Annotated in this window: 19 protein-coding genes, 1 tRNA gene and 1 pseudogene; 9 read left to right on the top strand and 12 right to left on the bottom strand. The window is 63.2% G+C overall.

Annotation, left to right across the window (positions count from 1 at the left end):
- Positions 1 to 166: 166 nt before the first annotated feature.
- Positions 167 to 1,222, bottom strand: coding sequence for an aminotransferase class I/II-fold pyridoxal phosphate-dependent enzyme (locus tag HK107_RS07390; protein ID WP_173198126.1), 1,056 nt, complete (start codon positions 1,220 to 1,222; stop codon positions 167 to 169).
- An 89-nt stretch (positions 1,223 to 1,311) separates the two neighbouring features.
- On the opposite strand from HK107_RS07390, the gene HK107_RS07385 reads away from it, so the two are divergent.
- On the top strand, positions 1,312 to 2,697 hold the full coding sequence (locus HK107_RS07385) for a YjiH family protein (RefSeq protein WP_173198124.1): 1,386 nt from the start codon (positions 1,312 to 1,314) through the stop codon (positions 2,695 to 2,697).
- A gap of 21 nt (positions 2,698 to 2,718) precedes the next feature.
- Here HK107_RS07385 and HK107_RS07380 read toward each other — a convergent pair whose 3' ends face one another.
- From HK107_RS07380 to HK107_RS07365, 4 genes and pseudogenes are all read right to left on the bottom strand, one after another.
- Positions 2,719 to 6,012: an amidohydrolase family protein gene (locus HK107_RS07380; RefSeq protein WP_173198122.1), complete on the bottom strand. Its 3,294-nt coding sequence runs from the start codon at positions 6,010 to 6,012 to the stop codon at positions 2,719 to 2,721.
- Positions 6,013 to 6,858: 846 nt separating this feature from the next.
- On the bottom strand, positions 6,859 to 7,137 hold the full coding sequence (locus HK107_RS07375; protein ID WP_173198120.1) for a YadA-like family protein: 279 nt from the start codon (positions 7,135 to 7,137) through the stop codon (positions 6,859 to 6,861).
- A 240-nt stretch (positions 7,138 to 7,377) separates the two neighbouring features.
- A pseudogene (locus HK107_RS16080) lies at positions 7,378 to 7,479 on the bottom strand (hypothetical protein); the annotation flags it as partial.
- A gap of 497 nt (positions 7,480 to 7,976) precedes the next feature.
- A tRNA-Ser gene (locus HK107_RS07365) sits at positions 7,977 to 8,066 on the bottom strand.
- An 88-nt stretch (positions 8,067 to 8,154) separates the two neighbouring features.
- Between HK107_RS07365 and HK107_RS07360 the strand changes: the two genes are divergently transcribed.
- Positions 8,155 to 8,421 (top strand): hypothetical protein, encoded by a 267-nt coding sequence (locus HK107_RS07360; RefSeq protein WP_173198118.1) that lies wholly within the window; start codon positions 8,155 to 8,157, stop codon positions 8,419 to 8,421.
- Positions 8,422 to 8,446: 25 nt separating this feature from the next.
- On the opposite strand, the gene HK107_RS07355 is transcribed toward HK107_RS07360, so the two are convergent.
- On the bottom strand, positions 8,447 to 10,171 hold the full coding sequence (locus HK107_RS07355) for an AMP-binding protein (protein ID WP_173198116.1): 1,725 nt from the start codon (positions 10,169 to 10,171) through the stop codon (positions 8,447 to 8,449).
- Positions 10,172 to 10,224: 53 nt separating this feature from the next.
- On the opposite strand from HK107_RS07355, the gene HK107_RS07350 reads away from it, so the two are divergent.
- Complete coding sequence (locus HK107_RS07350; RefSeq protein ID WP_173198114.1) at positions 10,225 to 10,500, top strand: hypothetical protein; 276 nt, start codon at positions 10,225 to 10,227, stop codon at positions 10,498 to 10,500.
- A gap of 16 nt (positions 10,501 to 10,516) precedes the next feature.
- Positions 10,517 to 11,029, top strand: a complete 513-nt coding sequence (locus HK107_RS07345) for an RNA pyrophosphohydrolase (protein ID WP_173198112.1) — start codon at positions 10,517 to 10,519, stop codon at positions 11,027 to 11,029.
- Here HK107_RS07345 and HK107_RS07340 read toward each other — a convergent pair.
- Positions 11,026 to 11,655 carry a TlpA family protein disulfide reductase gene (locus HK107_RS07340; protein WP_173198110.1) on the bottom strand — a complete coding sequence of 210 codons (630 nt, stop codon included), beginning with the start codon at positions 11,653 to 11,655 and terminating at the stop codon, positions 11,026 to 11,028. The two genes, HK107_RS07345 and HK107_RS07340, sit on opposite strands and share 4 nt — an antisense overlap.
- Before the next feature lie 68 nt (positions 11,656 to 11,723).
- Here HK107_RS07340 and lptM point away from each other — a divergent pair, with 68 nt between their 5' ends.
- Both lptM and lysA read left to right on the top strand, forming a co-directional pair.
- Complete coding sequence (gene lptM, locus HK107_RS16075) at positions 11,724 to 11,837, top strand: LPS translocon maturation chaperone LptM (RefSeq protein ID WP_408636639.1); 114 nt, start codon at positions 11,724 to 11,726, stop codon at positions 11,835 to 11,837.
- Positions 11,838 to 13,076 (top strand): diaminopimelate decarboxylase, encoded by a 1,239-nt coding sequence (gene lysA / locus HK107_RS07335; protein ID WP_173198109.1) that lies wholly within the window; start codon positions 11,838 to 11,840, stop codon positions 13,074 to 13,076.
- A 156-nt stretch (positions 13,077 to 13,232) separates the two neighbouring features.
- Here lysA and rmuC read toward each other — a convergent pair whose 3' ends face one another.
- Positions 13,233 to 15,224: a DNA recombination protein RmuC gene (rmuC, locus tag HK107_RS07330; RefSeq protein WP_173198107.1), complete on the bottom strand. Its 1,992-nt coding sequence runs from the start codon at positions 15,222 to 15,224 to the stop codon at positions 13,233 to 13,235.
- A 218-nt stretch (positions 15,225 to 15,442) separates the two neighbouring features.
- Between rmuC and def the strand changes: the two genes are divergently transcribed.
- From def to truA, 3 genes are read left to right on the top strand one after another with little or no spacing between them, the layout of a single operon-like run.
- Positions 15,443 to 15,988, top strand: a complete 546-nt coding sequence (gene def / locus HK107_RS07325; RefSeq protein WP_173198105.1) for a peptide deformylase — start codon at positions 15,443 to 15,445, stop codon at positions 15,986 to 15,988.
- A gap of 5 nt (positions 15,989 to 15,993) precedes the next feature.
- On the top strand, positions 15,994 to 16,923 hold the full coding sequence (gene fmt / locus HK107_RS07320; RefSeq protein ID WP_173198103.1) for a methionyl-tRNA formyltransferase: 930 nt from the start codon (positions 15,994 to 15,996) through the stop codon (positions 16,921 to 16,923).
- Positions 16,920 to 17,672 (top strand): tRNA pseudouridine(38-40) synthase TruA, encoded by a 753-nt coding sequence (truA, locus tag HK107_RS07315; RefSeq protein ID WP_332871503.1) that lies wholly within the window; start codon positions 16,920 to 16,922, stop codon positions 17,670 to 17,672. The genes fmt and truA overlap by 4 nt, the downstream gene beginning before the upstream one ends.
- Here the strand turns inward: truA and HK107_RS07310 are convergent.
- The 4 genes from HK107_RS07310 to HK107_RS07295 are packed head-to-tail and all read right to left on the bottom strand — an operon-like array spanning position 17,669 to position 22,304.
- Positions 17,669 to 18,298: a hypothetical protein gene (locus HK107_RS07310; RefSeq protein WP_173198101.1), complete on the bottom strand. Its 630-nt coding sequence runs from the start codon at positions 18,296 to 18,298 to the stop codon at positions 17,669 to 17,671. The two genes, truA and HK107_RS07310, sit on opposite strands and share 4 nt — an antisense overlap.
- Positions 18,298 to 19,431, bottom strand: coding sequence for a succinyl-diaminopimelate desuccinylase (dapE, locus tag HK107_RS07305; RefSeq protein WP_173198099.1), 1,134 nt, complete (start codon positions 19,429 to 19,431; stop codon positions 18,298 to 18,300). Before dapE ends, HK107_RS07310 begins: the two co-directional genes overlap by 1 nt.
- A 41-nt stretch (positions 19,432 to 19,472) precedes the next feature.
- Entirely contained in the window at positions 19,473 to 20,858 is a 1,386-nt protein-coding gene (locus tag HK107_RS07300) for a protein adenylyltransferase SelO family protein (protein WP_173198097.1), read from the bottom strand.
- Positions 20,859 to 20,876: 18 nt separating this feature from the next.
- A complete protein-coding gene (locus HK107_RS07295; protein WP_173198095.1) occupies positions 20,877 to 22,304 on the bottom strand; it encodes a penicillin-binding protein activator in 1,428 nt (475 codons plus the stop codon).
- Positions 22,305 to 22,344: the final 40 nt, after the last annotated feature.

The following is a 22,344-nucleotide window of genomic DNA, read 5'->3' as shown; positions in this document are numbered from 1 at the left end:
ACGCAGGGCTCTCACGCGAGCCTTCCTAGCGTGAAACGCCAGCGTAGACAGCCGAATCGTCTGCTGCAACGCGGGATCACACGACATTGTGGCGCGTTACGCCTGTATTTGTCTCCGGTCGCGCTTCCGTGCCGCGAAACCGGGCTCCACTTTTGCTGGAAGCGCTCTAGAGGCCGAGGATGGCGGCGATCCGATCCATTTCTTCGGTGGTTCCTATCGTGAAACGCAGCCAGCCACCCTCGCCATACATTGGCGCGAGGGGCCGGATGAAAATCTTCTCCGCGCGCAGACGCTCGTAGATCCCCTGCGCATCCTCGAATCGGCCCGCAAGGAAGCTGGTCTCCGAGGGGAGGAGTTCGAGGCATCGGGAGTGCTTCTCGAGCTTCGCCGAGAAGCTGTCCCGGGTCTGCCTGATGGAGCCGACGGCTTCTTTCAGGAAGGCCAGCCCTTCGCTGCCGAGCGAGGCCATCGCCAGCTGGATGCAGGGATCGGGAAGCGGATAGGGGTTGATGATCTTCTTCATCGCGTCGGTCACGTCAGGATGCGCGATCGTGAAGCCGACATGCGCGCCTGCAAGCCCGAACGCTTTCGACATGGTCCGCATGATGATGATGTTCGGATAGCGGTCGAGGAGCGTCAGCGCGGACGCCTCTTCCGTGAACTCGATATAGGCCTCGTCCACCGCCACCACGGTCCTGTCGGGCACCGCTTCGGCAAGCGCTTGCACATCCGCAAGCGAAGCGACCGAGCCCGTGGGATTGTTCGGCCTGCAGAGGAAGATGACCCGCGCGCCGGATCTTGCGGCAGTCTCGACGTCGAAGCTTGAGTCCTTGCCAAACGGCATCTTCTGAAGCTCGACTCGGTGAGCCGCGGCAGCCGCTGCGTAGCCGCCATAGGTCGGCGTGAAGGTCAGGATGCTGTCTTCCTTCGGCTCGCAGAAGGCCCGGATGACGAGGTCCACGGCCTCGTCCACGCCCCGCATTCCAAGCACGTCATCGGGCTTGCGGCCTGCGTAAGAGGCATAGGCTTCCTCAAGCGAAGCCTTGTCGTCGGCATAGTGACGAATGTCGCCAAGATCGACCGGAGGAAAGCCGAAAGACCGCGGCGCTTCATTCGCATCGAGGTAGACACCGTCCGGCGACAGTGCGTTCAGCATGCGCGCCGACGTGTAGGGCTCAAGGCTGACAATTGCGTCGCTCGCAGGGGGCGGGGTCTTCTTCATCTGATGCTCCGGGTGCAGGCGAGCGGGAGAAACTGCTTGAAACGGGCCTGCGACGCTCGCAACCTCGCACGTCAGGCAGCGGGCGCACAATGGATCATCAACAGAACGAACAGACGGGCAGCACCCCTGTCCAACCTGAGAGCGGCGCGCGGAAGCCCCTGCTTTTCATCGTCGCGAGCCTCATCGGCGCGTTTCTCTTCCTGACGCCGGTTCAGGATGGCGGGGTCTGGAAGATCCCTCTCGCCGTCCTCTCCGATGGCACGACGGCGTTCCTCAAGCCGATCCTCGATGAGCTGATTGTCGGGATCGTGCTGGCATCTGCCATCCTCAGCACGCTCTACAAGCTGGCAAACATCGGCAAGCAGACGAGCGGCGCGATGGCGGAGTTGCTCGGCCCGCCCCTCCCCTGGTTCATTATCCGCATCCTCGGCGCGGTCGCGATTTCGATGATCTATTGGAAGCTGGGGCCAGAGTGGATCTATTCCGTCGATGTTGGCGGCGTGGTGCTGGGTGAGTTGGCGCCGGTCATCCTCATCATCTTCCTCTTCTCTGGCTTCCTCCTGCCTCTCCTCACGGAGTTTGGCCTGATGGAGTTCGTGGGGGCGTTCCTGCAATCGGCCTTCCAGCGTCTCTTCAAAGTGCCCGGTAGGGCAGCAATCGACGCGGTGGCGTCGTTCCTCGGCTCAGGTACGGTCGGTGTGCTGATCACCCTCAAGCAATATGAGAACAATTTCTACACGGCCCGTGAAGCTGCGATCGTGGCGACGAACTTTTCGATCGTCTCGACGGCCTTCTGCTATGCCGTTGCATCGCTCCTGAAAGTCGCGGACGTGTTCGTGCCGTTCTACCTCGCGGTGGTGTTCACGGCGTTCGTCTGCGCCATCATCATGCCGCGCATTCCGCCGCTCTCGATGAAGAAGGACGTCTACGCCAACGGCTCGGACAAGCCTGCCGAACTTGCGCCCGAAGGCTCCGCCATCAAGGAAGGCTGGCGCAGGGCATTGCTGAAAGCAGGGTCTGCGCCGGGGCCGGCGGCGCTTCTCAAGAAGTCGACCATGAACGTCCTCGACATCTGGCTCGGCCTCCTTCCAAGCGTCGTCTTCATCGGCGTGGCCGCGCTCTACGTCGCGACCCAGACGCCAGTTTTCGAGATCATCGCGGCACCGATCATCTTTGTGATGAACCTTGTCGGCATGGAGAACGCCGAAGTCGCAGGGCCCGCCATGCTGATCGGCTATGCTGACATGTTCCTGCCAGCGATTATCACAGCCGAGGCTGAGTCGACCTTCACGAGGTTCTTCATTGCCGTCGTGTCGGTCAGCCAGCTCATCTACCTGTCCGAGCTCGGCGTCCTGATCCTGCGCTCGCCGATCCCGCTGTCGTTCCTCGAAATGACGGCAATCTTCATCCTGCGGACGATCATCGTCACGCCGCTGGCCTACGCAGCGGCGGTCATCGTCGTCGGCATGGGCTAGCAGTCCCAAACACTCGCCGGATCAGTCCGGCGAGTCCGTCCACCAGAACGGCTCAAGCTTCTTCTCCGAAGGCCAGACCCGGGTCAGGGTCTCGTCATCGTAGAGCTCGCCACCCTTCATGACGTAGTGGATGTCGGCTGCGTTCTCGATCGTCTTGCGGGGGTCGGAGTTGAGGACCACGAGGTCTGCCAGCTTGCCCTCTTCAATCGAACCGAGGTCGCCCTCCACACCGATGATCGTCGCGCCATCGATGGTCGCTGCGCGCAGAACCTCTTCCGGGGTCATGCCGCCCATCTCGTGGATGCGCATTTCCCAGTGGAAGCCCAGCCCCTGAAGCTCGGCATGGCCGCCAATGCCGACGAGCCCGCCCGCGCGCTGGATCGCCGCCACATCGGCTGCGGCCTGCTTGAACGCATATTCATCGTCCCGTGCCCAGGTGCCCCTGCGCCGTGTCAGCTCGTCGATGCGGTTCTCCGGGTAGAACCTCGCAAGCTTCTCGTCGTCGTGGGGGTTCTCGTTGGTGAAGAACCAGTTCAGTGCACTGATCGCCTGGTACTGGACCAGCAGCGTTGCCGTGTAGGCCGTCTTCGTCTCGGCATAGAGCTTCACCACATCCTCGCGCAGCGGCGTGATCGGCAGATTGTGCTCATTGCCGTGCATCCCGTCGATCGCGTGGGTGATGTCCATCTTCATGTCCGCCCCACCCTCAGTGGTCGGCATCAGGCCCAGGTCCTGCGACGCCCTGACGACCCAGTGCCGCTGCTGCCGGTTGCCCGTGAGGTAAGCCTTGATGTTCTTCGTCTCATAGTGGTCCGAATACCGACGAAGATAGGCATGGGTCCGCTCATAAGACTGGAACTGATTGTTCGCGAAGATGCCGGGACCCGTCATGAACGCCCGCTGGCCAACCGACACACCCGCATCGACCCAGTCGCGGTAGGTGAAATAATCCTTGTGCGCTGTTTGGACATCGAGGCCCGCTGTCACGCCATAGGCAAGGTTCGCGGCGAGCGACCAGTTGTGCGGCTCGAGCACATCCTGCGTGCGGAACTCCCAGTGGGCATGGGTGTCGAGGAGGCCCGGGATGACGAACTTGCCGCGCAAGTCGATCCGCTCGGCATCCTCAGGAACATCAAGAGATCCCTTCTGTCCGATGGCTTCGATCCGATCACCGACGATCAGGATGTCGGCATTGCGCATCCCTTCGGCCATCTCCTCGGTGTCGTCGCCATCCATAGTGATGACGGTTGCGCCGGACAGGAGAACCGCACCTTCAGGCACGTTGCGGGGGACCGTGACGCTCAACTTCTGGGCGAGCACTGAGGGGTGTTCTTCCGGCACGGCGCTTTCGTCCGAAGCTTCCTCTTCACCCTCATCCTCAGCTGGCGGAGCAAACGCAATCTCGTCGAAAGGCCTGCGGTAAAAGGTCGAGCCGATGGCCCAGACCACGTCGCTGCCATCATCGCTCCAGCCGACGAAATCAGCCCCGATGTCGGTCAGCCTCGCGATGGGCAGAGACGGGCCGCGTACGGAGATCTGCGGGATCGTCGCGCCAAGCTTGGCGACCGGAACGACCCAGACCTGGCCGTTCATCAAAGCGACCGCCCACTCACCGTTTGGACGTATACGGATCTGTTCGGCGTAGTTCGGATCACCGCCCTGCCTGCGCTTGGGGCCATCGACCGTCAGGTGCTCGATCATGTCCGCGCCAGAGAGGGTCATCGAGAAGAGCGCTTCACCGGAATAGGCAAAGACACGGTCGCTCGCCTCACCGAAATGCGGGTCGCGCTCACCATCGCTGGCCGGCCGCAGGACCGTGACCTCTCCGCCTTGTGCGGGAAGGCTGATAAACTCCATAGGCGTGTCGAGGCCGCCAAACTCTGAGAACGTCCGGTGGCGCGTCCATTCATTGCCGCGCATCGCGACAAGCGTTTGGCCGTCCGGCGACCAGTCGAGGTCCGTGTAATAGGCTGCATGATCCGTCAGCCGCCTCGGCTCGGCCGATCCATCGGCGGGCATCCGCCAGATGTAGCCGCCGCCAATGTCCGACCACGTCACGAAGGCGATATGCCGACCGTCAGGCGACCAGGTCGGCACGAAGGCCATCACATCGTCGGGGCTGATCTTCCGAGGCTCGGCACCCTCCTCCGCGTCGGTCACGTAGATACCGCCGAGGATGGACGCGGCGATCTTGTCCTTGCCGGGCGATAAGACCGGATCGTGGATGATCCGTGCCCGGACAGGTACCTCATCGACAGCGTAGGGTGCAGTCAGGTCTGGGCCGATATCGAGGTCAATCTCCGCGGAAAAAGCGATCGCGTCGACGGACCCGTCTTCGAGACCGACCTCAGCGAACGCTCCGTCATGGCCGATGATGATGGCATCGCTCTCAGCTGTGAAAGCGTAGGAAGGATAGTAGTCCCGCGAAGGAGCGCGGCGCTGCTCCTGAGCATCGCGCTGGAGGCCGCTGATAATCTGCCGATCTGCGCCGGTCCTGAGGTTCCGCACACGGAGCCTCGTCTCACTTTCGTCGCGGGTGATGTAGGCAAGGTGCTCGCCATCGGGCGAGACCACCGGCCTCATCGCGCCACCTTCAAGCTGCGTGATCGGTGCTTCGACCCCCGTCTGCCTGTCGAGGCGATGGATCTGCGCGCCGGGATAGGACCCGCCGGTTGGGGATGCGTAGTAGACGTACCGGCCATCGGGAGAGAACGCTGCACCGGCACCGTTCACGGGATAGGCGTCACCCCCACTGGCGGGACGCGCCATCAGCGCAACGCCGCTACCTCCATCAACATGGTACATGGTCAGCCCCGGCTCGCTGCCGATCTCCGAGACCAGAATGAACTGCCCATCGGGACTCCAGGCGGGCGACAGGATGCGTCCGTTGCCGACCGAGCTGATCTTGCGCGCGTTCTCTCCATCGGCATCGGAAACCCACAGGTCATCCTCGCCCTCGCGATCGCTGATGAACGCCAGGGTTGTGCCATCGGGCGAGAGCGCAGGCTGGCTGTCGAACCCGAGGCCAGACGTGAAGCGCTCGGCCTCCCCTCCACCTTTGGGGATCTGATAGAGGTCGCCCAAGAGATCGAAGATGATCCGGCCGTCGTCAGGCCCCAGGGTCAGGGACAGCCACGTCCCCTCCTCGACGTTGAAGTTCAGCTTCTCTGTCTTCCCTTCGAGGGAGAGCGGCGCTTCCTTCTCCTGTTCCTCGGATTTCGCCGCATGATCGTCGGCGCATGCGGACGAGAGCGCGGTGCTCGCAAGAAGGCCCATGAGAATAGGCAGTGCGCTGCCTCGGTCGCGTCTTGTCATTCGGAAATCCCCTCAAAGGTACGAACTCATTTTGACGACAAGCGTAGGCGCCCGCTCCTCAAGGGACAAACCACGAAAGGGCCCAGCGCTGTGATTCCCGTTATTGGCGCAGGGAACGTGCCCGTGCGCCTCGTTTCACGGCCCTACAGAGGCGGGCTGGCCGAGTTTCGGGTGGCAGGAAAGCCATCTGACCAAGGTTGATAGGCACTCAGGCCAGAGCATTCCCTTGACTCTTGACCCACGCTGGCTTCGTGGATTCCGCTACGCACGGTCTTTGTCGCGATCTGTCAAAACCCTGACGGGCACGGTCAAGAACAAGGCGGGCATCAGGTCTTTCATCGCCCCTGCGTGGCCAGGCTACGCACACCCAACCTCGACCAGCCTCAATCTCAGGAAATGAAACGATGACCTATGACTGGACCCGCTGTTTCTGCCTCTTCCTCGCGCTCTGGAGCGCGGTGATCGGCGGAGTGTTCTCTGCTTTCTCAGAGTTCGTCATGTCAGCGCTGCTGCGAATGGCGCCCGCCGGCAGGATCGAAGCGATGCAGCACATCAACCGTATACAGAGCGAGAAGTGTTCGACAGACTGCGCTACTAGAGAGCACCTCCACCCGATCATTCCTCTGCCAAAATGGCATAGGCAGCATCAACAGGCCAAGAGCCAAAGGTTTCGAGGCCTTCGATCTTTGTGCCCCATGGCGTGACACGTCTTGAAGCTATGGCGTGCTCGCATGGACGCCCACGCCGTCAGCGAGACCTAGGCGGCGGCATCTGATCCCGCGCGGCGCATCAAAACACCCGCTGGATCAGCCCGGTTTCTTCAGGTGAAGTTGTCAGTCAATCAGCCTACCAACCAAACCGAACGCCTGCTCGAGCGCCGACCTGTCCTGTGCGGTCGGTGACGCCCAGCGCCGCGTTGAAGCTCGTCTTTTTGTTGATGCGTCCGGCCGCGCTGAACGCCATGCCGTTGGACCCGCCGAAGGTGCCCCAGTTGGCACTGACGGCGAACTTCTCGTTCTGCTGCAGCCAGGTGCTGCCCGACATCGCCATGGAAATCGCGACGGCGTCATTGAGCTCAAGGATTTGCTCCTGGTTGAGAGCAACCTCACCGCTGAGCGCGGTCAACGAATTCTCGAATTCCTGAATGCGCGCATCCCAATCGGCAATAGCGAGGCTGTTCTGCGAGATTGCTGCGGCATTCGCGCTGATGTTCGTGGAGTTGCTGCTGATCTGCCCCTGAGTTGCGCCACCGTCTGAAGCAACATTGCCGCGCGAATCCGTCGTCAGGAGTTCGAGACCGCCCTGCTGGCGTGCACGGCTTGTATTCGAGACCAGACCGGAGACCGTGAGAGTCGACTGATCAGTACCAAGCGCAATCTGGTTATCAGCCGATGTTTCCGCATTGACGCCGATCGCGACAGCGTTGGCATGGGAAGCGGTTGCATCCGCTCCAAGCGCGATCGCGCCGCTGGCGGAAGCCTGCGCTCCCTGATCGTCGCGTTTTGCTCTACCGGATCACATCGCTCCCGGCCTTCTTCTCGCACTTCGGTCTCCAGGAGAGGCCAATGGATCAATCTCGAACCGTCACCGATAAGCGACGAGCTTGGCGAGAGCAGGAAGAAGTGCTCGGCTTTGCGCGTCGAAACTGCCCCCTGACCGGAAGCGTCGGCAGCGACCCTCGAGACTTACGACCGTAGCCGCGCTCGGGTGTAGTCTTTGAGCTGACGGTGCTCGATCAAAGCCACACGGATGCCAATCGATGTCCGCCAGCTTCGCCCGCCCTTGAGTCCGGACCGCGGAAACGGCGAACAGAGAGAACGGGTCTGCTACGGCCTCGCGAACGCAAGAAACCCCGCTCTCCGGTCCGGTGCACACCACCGGCGTGCCACGAGGCCCGCAGTCCACGCCGCACACGACGGATGCGCCGCGAGAGCATCGCTATGACGCAAAAAAACGAGAGAAAATGGCGGACAGAGAGGGATTCGAACCCTCGAGACGGTTGCCCGCCTACACGCGTTCCAGGCGTGCGCCTTCGACCACTCGGCCACCTGTCCGTCGAACGGCGCGCTTAGCCCCGGTGGTAGGGCATTGGCAAGCGTTCTCGGTCAAGCTAGCCAAGCTTTCGGCGGGAAGGATTTTGCTATGAAAACCTTGCGGATGGTGGCCTGGATTGCCGTGGCGCTGGCCATTGCGTTGATCGGCGCTGATTTCATCTCGTCGCTCGAGGCTGGGCAGCCTGTTATCCGGACCGCCCGCGAGATCCTGAACCTCCTGCCAGGGGTCGCCATCGACCCCATGCGCAGCGAAGGCGTGATGGGTTTCTTCCAGCTTTTCCTGGACCTACCGCTCTGGATGATCATCGGGGTGATCGGGCTGATCGCCACGATCCTGATCCGGCCGGTCGACTGATCGCCCGGCCGGTCTGTCAGGCGCCCTACTCGGCTGCCTGTTTCTGGTGCTCTTCGGCCTCTGCGATCAGCTCTTCGGCTTTGCGCTGAAGCGTGACGTAGTCGACCTTGCCGGTTCCGAGGACCGGGATGTCTTCGACGTGGAGGACCTTCTTCGGCACCGCCAGCTCCGGCACGCCGTGGGTCTGCGCCCAGGAGAGGAGTTCCGAACGGTTCGGGTCCTCTTCCTCCGTGAGAAGAATGATCTGCTCGCCCTTCTTGGGGTCAGGCATGATGACCGCAGCGTGGACCGCGTCTGGCCAGACGACCGATGCGCAGTTCTCGACGACGGCGAGACTTACCATCTCGCCTGAGATCTTGGCAAAGCGTTTGATCCGTCCACGGATGGCAACATAGCCGCCACCATCGATGGTGACGACGTCGCCAGTGTCATGCCAGCCGCCTTCAGGCGGGATGACTTCCTTGGTTTCCGGGTCGAGATAGCCCGCCATGATGTTCGGACCACGGACATAAAGACGCCCGCCGCCTGAGAGGCCTTCAACAGGCTCGATGCGGGTTTCGATGCCCGGCAGAACCTTGCCCACCGTACCCGGACGAATATCGCCCGGCTGGTTCACGGCGACGACCGGCGCAGCTTCGGTGGCGCCATAGCCTTCAAGGACGGAGAAACCGAACTTGCGGCGCGCAAGGTTGCGGGTCTCGTCGCGCACCTTCTCCGCCCCGCACACGGCGTAGCGCAAGGTCGAGAGCGCACCGGGCTTCGCCTGCTTGAGATAGCGGGTGACGAAGGTATCGGTGCCGAAGAGGATCGTCGCCTCGTGTCGCTTGATCATCTCCGGGATGATCTTGACATGCAGCGGCGACGGATAGGCCACCTGCTTATGCCCGCCGATGAGCGGGAAGAGCGAGCCGCCGGTCAGGCCATAGGAGTGGAAGATCGGCAGCGGGTTGAAGAAGACGTCCTCCGGCTCGAGCTGCACGTGGCTCATCACCTGCTCGACATTCGCGACCAGGTTGGCGTGGGTCAGGACGACGCCCTTGGGCTTACCTTCCGTACCCGACGTAAAGAGGATGACAGCCGGGCTGTCAGGCTTGACGCCGCGACGGACCAGGAACGGCAGCTTCTCGCCGATGGCCGCGCGGGCTTTATCGCCACCGCCGAGGCCTTCCTTGATGTCCTCGAGAATATGGATCTGCGCCTTCGACGAAAGCGCATCGACGAGCGGCTCGAGCTGCGCGATTTCGATGAACTTTGATGAGGTGATGATGTGCTTGATGTCGGCGGTTTCGAGAGCGCTGAACAGCGCCTTCTCCCCAGCGGTGAAGTTCAGCATTGCCGCGACCCGGCCATCGCAGTGAAGGCCGAGGATCGTGATGATCCCGCCCGCGCTGGTTGGGAGCAGCACACCGACATTCTCGCCGCGCTTGGTGAACTTCGAGAACGCGTTGCCGAGCGCAAAAGCGCCGCGGACGACATCCTGATAGCTGATCTCGCGGCCTTCAGGTTCGGAGAACGCGATCTTGCTGGCGCCGAACTTGTTCTTGGCTTCGACAACCTTCGAGAAAACGGTCGAGCGGGAGCGCGCCCAGATGCGGCGGCGGGAGCGCTTGGCGGCTTCCTCGCGGGCCTTCTTGGCGGCCTCTTCTTCACGCTTGTCAGCGGCTTCGATCTTAGCCTTGACCTTGTCCTCGACAGGGGCCGGCTCGTCTTCGTTAACCTTGTTCTGATCTACTGCCTGTGCGCCGTCCATGATGATGCCTCCTGCGTCGAGGTACGAATACCGCGGCTGGCATAGAGGTTCGCATGCAATCATTCAACGATGCACAGAAGCTGCGCGAGGCCAAGAGGGCCTATCAAAACGTTCTGTTTCGGAATGAGACAATTCGTAACGCCTCTTCCCCTGTCGCCTTATGCGCCCTGTTCCTGACCCTCGCCGCAGCCTTGCCCGGCGCGCTGCTCCTCCAGAAGCGCAGCGAGGAAGCCCAGCAGGTCCCCTATCTCGAAATCGCCATTTCCGGAGAGCCTGAGCGGATTTCCCCGGCCACAGGTCGAGAAAACTTGAACAACGGCCAACAATAGCCGAACAGCCCTTCCCATGAAGGAGCTTCCCGATCTCGACCGCTACCGGCCCAATGTCGGCATCTGCCTGTTCAACCGGGCTGGCGAAGTGTGGCTGGGCGAGCGCCTGACCGCGCCGGGCAGCCGCGAGGTCAATCCCTATCGCTGGCAGATGCCTCAGGGCGGCATCGATAAGGGCGAAAACGTCGAAGAGGCTGCTTTCAGGGAGCTCCATGAGGAGACGGGCGTGAAGAGCGCGCGGATCCTCCTGACCACCCCTGGCTGGCTCGCCTACGACTTCCCCCCTCGCTACCGCAGGGGAAAGAAGGACTGGCTCGGCCAGCGCCAGAAGTGGGTGGTCATGCTGTTCGAGGGCGAGAACGACGAGATCGACCTCAACGTCCATGAGCCCGCTGAGTTTGAGCGCTGGCGCTGGGCCGCGCTGGACGAGCTCGAAGAGCTGATCGTGCCCTTCAAGCGGCAGGTCTATTCCGAGCTCGTTGAGGCATTCAGGCCGCTCGCCACGACCCTTGCCAAGGGTTCGCTCTAACGAGGCAGCTCGCCCCGGGCGATGGCTCGGACGAGGCGTTCAGCTTCCGGGCTCGCCCAGTCGGCGCTCCCGGTCAGGCGGCCGATCTCCCGGCCTCGCGCATCGTAGAGCACCGTGATCGGCAGGACGACGTCATTGCTCAGCGACCGCCCGAGCGCGAGCCTGCCATCGAGAACGTAGGTCAGCCTCTCCGCACCAACCCGTTCCAGCATGGCCTGCTGCCGCGTGCCGTCGCCGCCTTCCTGCGCGACGGCAATGACTGCCACCTCGTCGCCAAGCCTGTCCTGAAGTGCCTGCAGCGATGGCAGCTCCTCAACGCACGGCGCACACCAGGTCGCCCATAGGTTCACCACCAGCGGCTTGCCCGGAGCAACGTCCCGCAAGGAAACCACCTCGCCACCGAGATCGACGGGGATGTTCGGCAAAGGCTGCGAAGGAAAGGTCCGCTCAAACGCGCCCATCTCGCCCACGACATAGCGGGGCCTCTGATCCTCCCAGGGCTTGGGCTCCCCGCCCATCGACGCGATCAGCGTGTAGGCGATGAAGACCCCGCCAATGATCATCAGCAGTTGCAGCAGCTTCACCGGATTTCTGAGGCTCTGAAGATATCGCACGACAGCGTTCAAGGCATGGCTCCTTTTCACGCAGCACCTAGGGGTTCCGCGCGCCAAAGGCCACGTGGTAGGCGGCGGACATGATGAAGCGCCTCCTTGCCCTCGCCGCCCTCGCCCTCGTCGTTTCCTCGTGCGGGAAGCGCGCACCGCTCGACGTGCCGCCGCCGCCCGCAAGTCTCGAAGAGGCGCTCTAGATGCACCATTTCAAGAGGCAGGACGGCGTCCTGCACGCAGAACGTGTCCCCCTTCCCCGGATCGTGGAGGAGGTTGGCACCCCCTGCTACGTCTATTCCGCAGCGACCCTCCGCCGTCATGCGCAGGTGTTCAGTGAGCCCTTTCCGGAGGGCACACTCGTCGCCTATTCGGTGAAGGCGCTGTCGAACCTCAGCGTACTGAAGCTCCTCGGCGAGCAGGGGCTCGGCGCAGATGTGGTGTCCGCGGGCGAGCTCGAACGCGCGCTGCGGGCCGGAATTGCGCCCGAGAAGATCGTCTTCTCAGGCGTTGGCAAGAAAGTGTCGGAACTGGAAGCAGCCCTCGAAGCGGGCATCCACCAGTTCAATGTCGAGAGCGCGGAAGAGCTACGTATGCTGAGCGATGCCGCGACCCGCCTCGGCAAGACCGCGCCCGTCGCCATGCGGATCAACCCCGATGTCGATGCTGAGACCCACCCGGGTATCTCCACCGGCAAGGCTGACGACAAGTTCGGCATCCCGTGGGACCGCGCATTTGAGATCTACAATTGCGCGCGCGACCTGCCGGGCATCGACCCATGCGGCCTCGACCTTCATATCGGCTCACAGATCACGTCCCTCGCCCCGTTTGAGAAAGCGGCGACGCGGGCAAAGGATCTCGTGCTGGCCCTGCGCGAGCGCGGCTTCGACATCACCCGCCTCGACCTCGGCGGCGGCCTCGGTGTTCCGTATAAAGATGGTGAGGTGCCGCCCCTTCCCTCAGCCTATGCAGAAGCAGTCGTCAGAATCACCGGCGACCTCGGCGTGCAACTGATCTTCGAGCCGGGCCGTGTGATTGCAGGCAATGCAGGCCTCCTCCTCGCTCAGGTGGTTCTCACCAAAACCCAGACGAGCAAGAGTTTCGTCGTGGCGGATGCAGCCATGAACGATTTGATCCGTCCGGCTCTCTATGGCGCAGAGCACACGCTTCATCAGGTGACGGAGAAAGTCGGTCAGCCGGCGCCCTACACCCTGGTTGGCCCGGTCTGCGAGAGCACCGACACCTTCGCCCGGGACGCCGCGCTCGTGGCTCCAGAGGCAGGCGACCTCATCGCCTTCGGCACAGCCGGTGCCTACGGTGCGGTGCAGGCCTCGCAGTACAACACCCGGCCTCTGGTCCCCGAGGTTCTGGTCGATGGGGATGATTACAAGATCGTCCGCAGGCGTCCAAGCTTTGATGAGATGCTCTCACTGGAAGATTAGGCTTGTTTCCCTGATGGATCCTGGATCAAGTCCAGGATGACAAGTGGAGAAGTGGCCTCGCAGTTAACGTCATCCTGGACCTGATTCAGGATCCATCGAGCAAAAAAGAAAGGGCGCCGAGGCGCCCTTTCCAAATCCATCGATCAGCCCACCGATTTAGCGGAGGTCATCCTCACGGGGACCTTTGAAGCTGCGGCGGCTGTCGTCATCGTCCTCGCTCTCGAAAGAGACACGGTCATCCTCGATGTCGAAGCTGAAGCGCTCGAGGCGGCTTTCGAAATCATCGACGGCCTCTTCGCGGCGAGTAGCAGGCTTGGCGCGGTAGCGGCGCTGGCCGGTATCGCGGCGGCGGACCAGCTCTTCCGCGAGGGCCTGCTCTTCTTCACGCAGGGCACGCAGTCGCTCTTCGATATCGGAAGCGCGCTCAGCATCCGGGTCAGAAGCCCTCCGCGAACGGATCGAAGGCTCGGCGCGCGGCTGCTCGTCATAAGGACTGGCGTAATATGGGCCCTCAGCCTCGAAGTCATGCTCCTCGACATCGGCAGGCTCATGCTCGTCGCTGGCAGGCAGGACGTTGTGCAAGAGGTTCAGCGTACCCATCAGGGTCGACGGCGAGGTCAGCCAGACGCGGGCACGGTGGCTGTCACGGACAAGGTCCGGGAAGCGGTCGTGAAGGATCGTGTACGCAGCTTCCGAAGGCAGGAAGAGGATTGCGCTGTCGGCGGTCTCACCGGCCACGATGTTCCGGTCGGCCGTGTTGAAGATCGAGCGCAGCACCGTGCGGCGGAACTCGTCTTCGCTGGCTTTCGCCTGGGGCATGTTGCGGCGGACCGCATCGCGCGAAGGCAGGCGGTTGAAGCACTCGATCGGGAAGCTGCCATCGACCGCGATACGGCTGCGGCCACCACGCAGGATGATCAGGCAGTCAGCCGTCTGACCATTCGAGAGCTTCGCGTTCAGCTGGTAGTCGTCATCGTCGAGGGTGCCGCGGACAACTTCGGACAGGCGCATGGTCACGGACTGATCCGTGGACGCCCTTTCGAAGAAACTGCGCTCCATCCGGCCGAAGTCTTCTTTCAGAGAGTCAAAATTGTCCCTGATCTGGCCGATGGCGGTGGTGTTCTGTTCGACGTCCCGGCGGAAGCCGAGAATGTCGTCATGGACCGAGCGCACATCGCTGCGCACCGGGCTCATCTCGGAGATCCGCTCCTCGAACGAACGGGTGAGATCAGCAAGACGCTCGCCCTGGCGCTCAAGAGCATCATTCATGCGGTCAACGACCGTTGAGAGGCTGTCGATACGGCGGCGGGTGCTCGCGCCGTCCTCGTCGTCCGACCGGGTGAGCCCGTTGCGGTTCAGCTTACGGTCGATCGAATTCAGGAAGAGGTCGAGGCGGCTCGATTGCTCCTCGCGGATACCGGATAGCTGGCGGCGCACATCGTCGCGCAAATCGTCGAGACGCGCATGCTGGCGGCGCTCGCTCTCTTCAATATAGTCGCGGATGAACGGCGCCACGAAAGGCTGGTCGTCATCATCATAGCGCCCGGCCATCTGGCGGGGCTCGAAGGCAGGCTGCTGGCGCTCGGTTTCCTGGCTCGAGAAGCGCGGCTGGGTCTGTTCGAAGTCACGCCCCATGTCGCCGCTCGCAGCCATCGGCATCGGCTCGGAGCGCACTTCGGGCTCGGCCCGCTGCATCGGCTCCATCTCCGGCTCTGGCTCAGCCTGGCGCAGGGGCACGACGTTTTCGGCAGGCTCGCCCGCGAAGAGGTCATCGTCCACGGTCTCGAACGGATCATCCTGGGACAGGAGCGGCCCCGGCTCAGAAGGCTGGTCGCGGGTGATGCGAATGGAGGAGAAGTCGTCGCGCTCGTCGAACGTGTCATTGCCAACGTCAAAGCGCTGGTCGAACAGCTCTTCACCGTCCTCATACATGTCTTTGTTGCGGTTGATGCGCCCATAGACAATGACAAGGGCAATAATGACCCCGAGGAGGAGTATCCCCAGTATCCCGTAGAGGATCATGTCGCTCGTGCTCATTGCCTCACTGGCCCCCGTCAACTGTTCCAAGACACCTTCGACATCTTCGAGTTCTTCATCGACCCTGATGTCAGCGGTGCGTCCCGGTACGAGATTCACAAACCGTGCCATGCTGTCCCACCGGCTACCGCCAGGCCTCGATATACAACGCCTCCGGGCTCCCCAATATGACCCGAAGATGTTCCTATGTCACCGAATGGGCGGCAAGGCGAGATACATGACAGTGTCCACATACCGTTAAAGTTGCAAAAAAGTCTTAGACTGCGCTTTGGCCGCGCCTTGCCCGGTTCCGATTGACCACGGTGGAGAGGCTTCTTAGGTGCATTTCCATGGCTATACGCGAGATCATTACTGTTCCCGACCCGCGCCTGCGCGAGGTTTCCAAGGAAGTCGACGAGGTGACGGACGAGCACCGTGCCCTCATGGATGACATGCTGGAGACCATGTACGCGGCTCCCGGTATCGGCCTCGCGGCGATCCAGGTGGGTGTCCCGCTCCGGATCATCGTCATGGACATCGCGGACAAGGAAGAGGGCCCGCAGCCCCGGTACTTCGTCAATCCGCGCATCATCGACCCGGCTGAAGAGACTGCGCCTTACGAAGAGGGCTGCCTCTCCGTGCCCGATGCCTATGAAGAGCTCGAGCGCCCCGCGACCTGCGTGGTCGAGTATCTCGACTATGAGGGCAAACCACAGCGGCTCGAGGCTGACGGCCTCCTCGCGACCTGCATCCAGCATGAGATGGATCACCTCGAGGGCATCCTCTTCATCGACTATCTCTCGCGACTGAAGCGCGACCGGATCGTCAAGCGTCTCAAGAAAGAGGCGAAACTCAAGGCCAAAGAGGGCGACAAGGCCCTCGCCGCCGCGGAATAAGCTCCATGCGCATCGTCTTCATGGGCACGCCGGAGTTTGCCGTTCCGGCGCTGAGCGAGCTTGTCGCCGCAGGCCACGAGATCGCAGCCGTCTACACCCAACCGCCCCGCCCCCGCGGACGGGGCCACAAGCTGCGCCCCTCACCGGTCGGAGCGCTGGCTGAGGAGTACGGCCTCGAGGTCAGAACCCCCACCACCATGAAGGCGCCGAGCGAGGCCGCAGCGCTGGCAGAGCTCAAGCCTGACGTCGCGATCGTCGTCGCCTACGGCCAGATCCTGCCCCAGGCTGTCCTCGACGTGCCCGAGCATGGCTGCCTCAACCTCCACGGCTCGCTCCTCCCCCGCTGGCGGGGCGCAGCACCGATCCAACGCGCGATCATGGCGGGCGACAAGGTGACAGGCGTTCAGGTCATGCGCATGGAAGCAGGCCTCGATACCGGCCCCGTCCTCCTCTCCGAGACCGTGCCCATCGCGGACGATGAGACCTACCAGAGCCTCCACGACAAGCTCGCCCCCGTTGGCGCAGGCCTCCTTCCCCGCGCCCTCGCAGCGCTGGAGCGCGGCGGCCTTCAGGAAACGGTCCAGTCCGAAGACGGCGTCACCTACGCCAAGAAGATCACTGCCGACGAAGCGCGCATCGACTGGACCCAGCCCGCGAGCGTCATCGATCCGCAGATCAGGGGGCTCTCCCCCTTCCCGGGCGCCTTCGCGCAAGTCGCAGGCGACCGGGTGAAGCTCCTCATGTCCGCGCAAGGCACCTCCACCGAAAAAACTCCGGGCACGGTCCTTTCTGCCGACGAACACGGCCTCTCCGTTGCTTGCGGCGAAGGCACCTCCCTTCTCGTCACCCGCCTCCAGCGAGCGGGCAAGGCAGCCCAGAACGCTGAAGAGTTCTTCCGCGGTTTCTCCATTGATCCGGGCACGGTGCTCTCGTGATCGAGCGGCCCTTCTGGCGCTACCGGCTCGAAATCGAATATGATGGCGGGCCCTTCGCAGGCTGGCAGCGCCAGACCAATGCTCTCTCGGTGCAGCAGGTGATTGAGGATGCCGCTGCCAAGTTTACCCAAGGCACAGCCCATTGCTACGGAGCGGGCCGCACTGACACAGGTGTCCACGCCCGCGCGATGACCGCCCATCTCGATCTTCCGAAGGAAGTTGATCCGTTCACGGTTCAAAACGCGCTCAACGCTCTAATCAGGCCCCACCCCGTCGCCATCCTCTCAGCGGAAGAGGTCAGCGAGGACTTCCATGCGCGCTTTTCGGCCAAGGAGCGTCAGTATCTCTACCGCTACGTCACCCGCCGCGCGCCGCTCGCGCTGGAGGCAGGCAAGGCCTGGCAGGTCCCCTATGCCCTCGACGCCGAGGCGATGGCAGAGGCGGCGCAGCACCTCGTCGGCAAGCACGACTTCACCACTTTCCGCTCGTCGCACTGCCAGTCGAAGAGCCCGCACAAGTCGATCACCGAAATCAACGTCACCCAAGACGAAGAGCGCATCGACCTCTTCCTCAGGGCACCGAGCTTCCTGCACAATCAGGTCCGCTCGATCGCAGGAACCCTCGACCGGGTCGGCGCTGGCCGCTGGTCAGCTGACGACGTGAAAGACGCCCTCGAAGCGACCGACAGGACCCGATGCGGCCCCGTCGCGCCTGCTGAGGGCCTCTATTTCCTGAAGGCTGTCTACTAATCCGCCGCAGGCACAGGCGTCGAAGGCATAAGTCCCACCGCTTGGAAGAGCAGCGACAAGACCACCGCCGCTGCCATCGAGACGATCAGCAGGAGGACGATCACGCCGACCGTACCCATCGGCGTCGTGCCGAGCGCCCGCCTCAGGACTCCCCAGCGCAGCCACACCGACAGGAACGCCACCAGCAGGGTCGCGAATTGCGCCATCCCCGCCATCCCTGCGACGAGGAAGAGCCCGATCCCCAGACCCTGCGCCATGCGCGAGATGAAGATCGACCAATTGTAGCCGATGATCAGGGGGCTGATCTTCCAGCCGATCTCACGCCGCTGGGCGAGGTTCGTGATGAGAAGAAGCTCCACACCCCATGAGACGAGGAGCGTGATGACCTGCGCCACCGCGTTGGCCACCGCTCCGGCAGGCGCCACCTGCACCACCGTCTGTTCGAGGAGGATGCGCCGCGCACCCTCCGCCGCGACGAGGTGCGGCAGGATCGCAAGAGGCACCGCCCAGAAGCTCATGAACACCGCTTCGGCGGACATGTCGTGCTTCTCGGCCCAGTCGGGATCACCCTTCGCCATCGAGAAGGTCATGGAGATGGCCGAAGAAATCGAACGCGCCGAAAGCATCAAAGACCGTCCTTATAAAGAGCGATAATCTCGCTGTAGATATCCGTCAGGCGCTCAACGTCCACCGCCGGGACCTGCTCGTCCACCTGATGCATCGTCTGCCCCGACAGGCCGAACTCGACGCAGGGGCTGACCTTGGCGATGAAGCGCGCATCGGATGTGCCGCCTGAGGTCGATAGCTCAGGCGCGCGGCCCGTGACCTTGCGCACCGCCTTTGTGACCAGCCCTGCGAGCGCCGGGTCCTCGTTGAGGAATGCTTCGCCGCTGACCCGCGGGTGCCAGCTCCATTTGGCGCCGCCCGCCGCCTCGCCGATCACCGTCTCCAGGTGCGCGACCAGCGTCTCCCCGGTCCAGTTTGGATTAAAGCGGACGTTCAGCCTGATCCACGCGTCTGCAGGGATCACATTCTCCGCCGTCTTCGCGCTACCCCAGCCTGTCACTTCGAGGTTGGAAGGCTGGAAATGCTCATAGCCGCCGTCGAGGTCGAGGCTCGCCAGCGCTTCGGCGATGTGGGCAGCGGCTGGCATCGGGTTCTCCGCGCGGTGCGGGTACGCCACGTGGCCCTGACGGCCCTCGATGGTGATGATGGCATTCATCGAGCCGCGACGGCCGACCTTCATCATGTCGCCCAGCACTTCGCGGCTCGTCGGCTCACCCACGAGGCAATGGTCAAAGCTGTATCCCTGCTCCGCCATCCAGCCGAGCATCTTCTTGGTCCCATCGAGACCCGGGCCCTCTTCGTCACCTGTGATCAGGAGCGACAGCGGCGGCGTCCCCTCCGCCCGAGCAATGGCCGCGAGGAAGGCCGCAATAGCGCCCTTCATGTCCGACGCACCGCGTCCACGCAGCATCCCGTCCTCCACCGAAGGCTCGAAGGGCGGGCTGGTCCAGGCATCGACCTGTCCCGGCGGGACGACATCGGTATGCCCGGCAAAGCAGAGCCGCTGGCCCTGCCCCCGCGTCGCATAGAGGTTCGGCACGTCGCCGAAGGTCACCCGGTGAACTTCGAACCCGAGCCGCTCGAGCCAGGTCTCAAGAAGGTCCTGCGCCCCCGCATCGACCGGCGTCACCGACGGGCAGGCCATCAGCGCCTTGGCGAGAGCAATCGGGTCGTGGAGAGGCGTTTCGGTCATCAGGCTTTGATGGGGAAGGATTGGCGCGCTGGCAACCGACGTCAGGAAAACCTGTCCGCGATAGCGAGAGCTTCGCCATACTCCCGGATGGCCGCCACTTTCGCTTCGAAGGCGCTCCAGTCGTCGGCTTCGGTGATCGGGTCCCAAAGCGCCTCGACATCGTCAGGCAAGAGCGTCGGCGGCTCGCGGCGGAAGATCGGATGCTCAGCCCGCTCGGGCTGCAACGGTTCGTAAGCATCCAGCCTGCGGATGATCTCCTCCCCGGCATAGGTATCAGAGTGGGGAGAGCGGAGCCTTTTGCCGCGGCCAGCGCTGCCGGCAAAGAGGTCGAAGAAGGCGCGCTCTAAGGGTAGCCTTGTCTTGTTGAGGAAAACGAAAAGGTCGCTGGCGAAGGACTGATCCGCCTGCGGATCGCTTGGGCGCACGCCCAGACGCCTGAGGATCGCATCGGGAAACGCCTTCGCATAGGCATCGGGGTAGACTTCGAGAACGTCCTTCAGCTCCTCCGGGTCGCCGATCGGCCTCAGCGCGTCGGCCAGCGCCGCAAGGTTCCAGTAGATCGCTTCCGGCTGGCGGCCAAAAGCATAGAGCCCCGTTCGGTCAAAGCTCGCAGCCGTCCAGCCAGGGTCGACCGTCGGCGTGAACTTCCAAGGTCCGTAGTCGAAGCACTCCCCGGTTATGTTCATATTATCCGTATTGAGAACACCGTGGGTGAACCCTGCCGCCATCAGGCGCGCCGCGTGCACCGCCATCCGTTCCGACACCGCGCGGAGCAGGCCAGCAGCGTCGCCTTCCGCAAGCGCCGGATAGAACTCGTCCCGCACATAAGCGAGTAGCCGCGCCATCCCCTCCTCGTCCTTGAGCGCAGCAAGCCGCTGGAACGTGCCAAAGCGGATATGGCTGTGGCTCAGCCGTACCATCACAGCCGAGCGCGTCGGCGAGGGTTCGTCATAGCGGTGGAGATCTTCTCCCGTTTCAATAACGCTCAGTGTGCGGGACGTCGGCACGCCAAGCGCCTCGAGCATCTCCGTCGCTAGCACCTCACGCACCGCGCCTTTCAGCGTCAGCCGACCGTCGCCATCACGGGAGAACGGCGTCCGGCCTGATCCCTTGGTGCCTAGGTCCATGAGGCGCCCGGCGCCATCCCTCAGCTGCGCGAAGAGAAAGCCGCGCCCATCGCCGATGTCAGGATTATACACCCGGAACTGGTGGCCATGATAGGCGAGCGCCAGAGGCTCAGTGAGACTGTCAGGGAGCGGATCGAACCGCGCAAAATGCCGGGCCCAATCCTCATTGGACAGCTGAGCCAGGCCCACCTCCCCGGCCGCCCGGTCGCTCCGGTAACGGAGGATCGCCTTGGGGAAATTGGCGGGTTCAACGGGCCGGAGAATGTCCGGCCCGAGGCTCAGTATGGGTTGGTCTGCCAAGCTCTAAAGCTCAGCTGATCAGAACTTCGGAGCGTAGGGGTCCGGCTTGAAGCTGAGCGGTGCCTCGTCGATCACGACGATGCCGCCCGGGCCAATCTCGAGGATCGCGAGACCACGCTCGACCATGCCCTCGGGCGTCAGGCGGAAGAGACCGTCTGCACCGATGAAACCGTTGGGGTTCGTCAGCATCGCCTCGGAATAAGGGTTCGGCACCTTCGACTCGGCCAGCCGCGCAGCAATCAGCGTCGCGTCATAAGCAAGCGAGGCAAGCCTCGGCGCCGTCTCGCCATAGGCCGCACGGTAGCGGGCGTTGAACCCGCGCGAACGCTGCGGGTCAGGCGCTGCGAACCAGCCACCCCGGAGCGCAGGCTCACCCTTGAGGCCCGGATTGTTCCATGCGGACACGCCGAGCAGCTTGATCTCGCGAACATCGACATCATTGTAGGGAAGAAGCGGCGCCAAAGCCCTCAGGAGGCGGCCTGACTCAGGCAGCAGCACGGCCTGGAAGCCGTCATAGGCGGGATCATAGGTCTCGCTCGGCACATCTGCCCGACCGATCGGATCAGCGAGATCGTCGTTCGAGATCCGCGGACCATACCGGTCCACCGTCGCCGGCGGTTCACGCAGATCATCTTCATCCGGACGCAGGCGGTCCTCGATCGGACGCGGGCCGCGAGGCTTCACATATTGCGGGATGAACCCGGGCGCTGCGAACTCGGCGAGGCGCGCTGCCGGAGCGCGCATCGAATCAGGGGTCCGCTCGTAGACCTCTTCATGCACGAGCTGGCCGCCGCCCACATAGATCTGCTCGCGGAAGGCGTCCGACACTCGGCTACCATACTCGGTGAGGGGCGCGAGAAGGCCGAAACGGGCGTAGCCCTGCGAGAGCGCATATTGCGTCACGCGCTCGATCTCAGGCTCAGGCGGGAAGCTCAGGAGGTAGACGCCGTCGCCCGATACCCGCCGGTCGGTCGAGAAGGCCACGACAGGAATGTTCTGCGCCCGCGCGATAGGAGAAATCGCATCGACGCTGCTCGCGAAGAGCGGGCCGAGGATTATGTCAGCACCGCCGCGGATGGCGTTCTGCGCCGCAATCCGGGCGCCCTGCGGGGTGCCTTTGGTGTCTTCTGGGATCAGCAGGAAGCTTTTGTTGCCGCTCTCGAAGGCGACCATCTGCGCTGCCTTGAGCATCGATTCGGCGAGGTCCTGGACGCTCGGACGTTGGTCGTTGAGCGGCAGGAGCAGCGCAACGCGCACAACCCGGTCCTCATCGAGGTCAGGAAGGGTGATCGGCTCCTCGAGGCCCACAGGATCTTCGGTGGCCACGGGATCGATGTCATCGGTCTTGCCGGGTCCACCACCGGTCGTGCTGCAGGCCGCTGCGAAGAGGACAAGCCCTAGAGCTGCAAGGCGTTTTTGCCAGTTGGAAAGAGGCGCGATCGTCATGTCAGGAACTCCCTAGCCTCCGGCATACCCAGCCTTTGCG

The sequence above is a fragment of the Parvularcula mediterranea genome (assembly GCF_013085255.1).
Lineage (GTDB): Bacteria > Pseudomonadota > Alphaproteobacteria > Caulobacterales > Parvularculaceae > Parvularcula > Parvularcula mediterranea.
Note: the sequence above shows the minus strand (reverse complement) of the source record. Positions and strands in the feature narration are given on the sequence as shown.